The 2,544-nt window shown below is 61.8% G+C and carries 1 protein-coding gene; it reads right to left on the bottom strand.

The window, feature by feature from the left end; genetic code table 11:
• Positions 1-81 precede the first annotated feature (81 nt).
• Positions 82-1,863, bottom strand: coding sequence for a group II intron reverse transcriptase/maturase (gene ltrA / locus IE239_RS41205; RefSeq protein ID WP_190154569.1), 1,782 nt, complete (start codon positions 1,861-1,863; stop codon positions 82-84).
• Between the last annotated feature and the right edge of the window lie 681 nt (positions 1,864-2,544).

Below are 2,544 nucleotides of genomic sequence, written 5' to 3'. Positions count from 1 at the left end.
GGGTACAAGTCGGGTAGCCGGGATGCATTACTGCATCCCGGCCCCCTCAGAACCGTGCGTGCACCTTTCAATGCACACGGCTCAAGCTCGCCCCATGGGCCAGCGCAGTTTCAAATTGGCCTGTACGCCATCTTGAGCATGTAGCTGTCGATGGCATGCGGAGTGCACGAGACGAAGATTGGTCCGATCGTCGGAGCCGCCATCTCTCCGGTAAACGAAGTGATGCTTGTGCAGCATCTTCTTCGAGGCCGAGAACCAGTTGATCCACTCACGCGGACTGTCCGGCTCGTACTCGGCCCCGGCGATAAGCGCCTGATTACAGAGGGGGCAGAGCCCCTTCTGCTTGTACGCCAAGGACAGACTCACCTTGTCCATCGGCGGTGGCGCCTTCTTACGGCGGCGTCCTTGCCAGTACTCGACCAGGGCGGGGTCGTCGGGAGACGCCGCACCCTTTACTTGCACGTGGCGGACAATCTTGGTCCAGCCGAACTTGGGGAGATAGGCACCGCTGATACGGTCCCCGAACACCCACTTGTCGTTTCTGGACTCGTTGAACCTGCCGAAGTATCTGTTGGCTACCCAGACCCTCGACTTCTTCGGATGGCTCCTCCTTGCCCACTCCCAGAGCAGCCCCCACAGATAGTTGTCGAGACTGGAGAATGTTCGGGAGGAAACCGCCTTCCGGTAGTACGCCGACCATCCGCGGATGATGGGCGTCAGCGCCCTCAGTATGCCCGCCGCGTTGGAACCGTACAGCCCCTTCACTTCGGTGCGTAGGGTTTCCCGGAGTCTCTTGACAGCGTCAGCGCTCGGCTTGATGAGTAGCTTTCCGTCGTAGCGACGGATGTTGAAGCCGAGGAAGTCGAACCCGTTCTCCATGTGGACGATTCGGGTCTTTCCTTCATTGAACCGCAGTCCTCTCGGCTCCAGCCACTCTGCCAATCGTTCCTTGACCCCTTCTGCTTCGGACTTGCTGTGGCACATGACCACAAAGTCATCCGCGTAACGGATCAGGATCGGGGTCCTGGGGGCAGCCTTCGGCTCGTATGTCTTCGCCCCGGCTCCCCAGTACCGGCACCCTGCCGCCTCTTCCATCCCGTGCAGTGCCACGTTCATCAGCAGCGGGCTGATCACACCACCCTGCGGAGTCCCCTCCTCGGTCGGTGTGAAGCGGCCCTCATCGACCACACCGGCCCGCAGCCACGCACGGATGAGACTCCGGCCGGGGAACCCCCCGACGGCGTCCATCAGGCGAGGATGGTCGATGCGGTCGAATGCCGCCGACAGATCAGCATCGAGAACCCAGAGGCGTTTGGCGTTCTTGCGTGCCGCCGCCCCGAAAATGGCCTCGATCGCGTCGTGGCACCCTCTCCCCGGACGGAAACCGTACGACCGGGGTTCGAAACGAGCTTCCCACTCGGGTTCCAGCGCATTCTTGACACGGGCCTGCATGGCCCGGTCCCGAATTGTCGGAATCCCGAGCGGGCGTTGCTTCCCGTTACTCTTCGGGATGTACACCCGCCTGACTGGCATGGCTCGCCAGGGCTTCTCGACCTGATGGACCTCTGATGCGAGATTCCACCGGGCCTTGGGCGTTACCGCCTTCTCCCTGTCGACGCCAGCCGTCTTGCGGCCAGTACTCAGCTGGGACACTCGCCTCACGCTCACCAGCGTGTTGGAGTAGCTCCGCAGCATGAGCTTTTGCAGATTCCTGGCCTTGGGCCAGTCCTCTTCCTGCGCGGCCTTGAAGATCCGCTGTCTCAGTCGCCTTACTTCCCCCTCGCATTGACTCCAGTCGATCTGGTGCCACAGCGTGGAGGCGTCCTCAGGTCCGTTCGCCGGGCTGAGCGGCAGAGCAGACATGTCCACCGTCCTTCCGGTGTCTAACTTGCCCATTGGTTCAGGCTTCTTCTCAGTTCACTTCAAAGGCTCACCTGGTCCACGTCTGCTCCCTTTCGGGCCGGAGAAAGCCCCGTATCCGGCAGGTTATACGGGCACGTTCGCCCGACTTCCCTTTCCCTTTCAGGGACCGGCATTCGCTTCTTGGACCATCCTGTCCGGCTGAGGAATTCTGCTCTCCTTGCGGTCGGCCTACCAGATCGCTCTGGACCTCAACCGGGTTTCCACGTTCCGCACCGTCAAGATGCGTCCGGGGAGGGTGCCCCCTTTTGCCCCGTGGCCAGCGGTGTTCACGAGCCTCGGGTCAGAACCCTCGGCTCCGCTTGACGCTTTCCAACGTCCAGGCCATGTCCGCCGCTCTTGCTTGGCATCGGGCGGGTAACGCTGACGAGGTTTTGACAGGGGTTCACTTTCGTTCACCCTTCCGGACTGTCCCTCGGCCTGTGACGTCAGATGCCTTGACGTTCTTGGGCCTTGAGCGCTCAGCTTCACACCCCGCCGTTGCCAGCGACGCATGTGAGCGTGGGACCAGACCTCAGAACACTGGTCTGGGACAACCCGGTTGGACCCGATTTATCCGCTTGAGCGGTGCGACCTCGTGTCGCACCCTGAAGGCGTACCGGAGCTGCATGACGATCACACTAG

This window comes from Streptomyces humidus (assembly GCF_014649655.1).
Lineage (GTDB): Bacteria > Actinomycetota > Actinomycetes > Streptomycetales > Streptomycetaceae > Streptomyces > Streptomyces humidus.
The sequence above is the reverse complement of the archived record's forward strand: the minus strand, read 5'-3'. Positions and strand labels throughout refer to the sequence as shown.

What these genes read in the sequence shown, in the direction of transcription:
- ltrA (WP_190154569.1), bottom strand. Translation starts at nt 1,863, where the DNA reads ATGTCTGCTCTGCCGCTCAGCCCGGCGAACGGACCTGAGGACGCCTCC.